This is a genomic window from Lactococcus sp. S47 (genome assembly GCF_016517475.1).
Lineage (GTDB): Bacteria > Bacillota > Bacilli > Lactobacillales > Streptococcaceae > Lactococcus > Lactococcus lactis.
Map to the genome: position 1 here is coordinate 1 of NZ_JACVUB010000025.1, position 516 is coordinate 516.

The following is a 516-nucleotide window of genomic DNA, read 5'->3' on the forward strand; positions in this document are numbered from 1 at the left end:
GGGAGCTCAGTAGCTTTACGTCCCCACTGCTTCTCCGTATAACCTTTAATAAGTTTATGATAGATATCAGTCCCAATCAAACTAATTGCTTGTTCTTCTAGGTTTTTAGGGATCCCTGAAACTCCTACTTTTGCCTTCTGTTCCTCAATCTTAGCAGCCGCTTCTTCTGGAGTCTTTACCCCCCACATTTGATAAAAAGTGTTCATGTTAAAAGGAAGGTTATAAAGTTCCCCTTTATAATTCGCAACAACTTGATTAATATAATTATTAAACTCTGTAAATTGATTGACGTAATCCCAAACCATTTTATTATCGGTGTGGAAAATGTGTGCACCATAATCATGAACATTGATTCCATGTTCCTTATGAGTATACATATTTCCACCAATATGAGAACGACGTTCAACAATTAATGATTTTTTACCATGTTTTGCAGCTTCATGGGCAAATATCGAACCATAAGGTCCTGCTCCAACAATAAGATAATCATAATTTTTTTTATTAAATTTCATTTTT

1 protein-coding gene is annotated in these 516 nt (G+C 34.5%); it reads right to left on the reverse strand.

What is annotated here, in order from left to right; all coding sequences use genetic code 11:
- The coding region (locus IAE52_RS11415) for an NAD(P)-binding protein (protein WP_200136806.1) at positions 1-512 on the reverse strand (512 nt) is incomplete at its 3' end.
- Between the last annotated feature and the right edge of the window lie 4 nt (positions 513-516).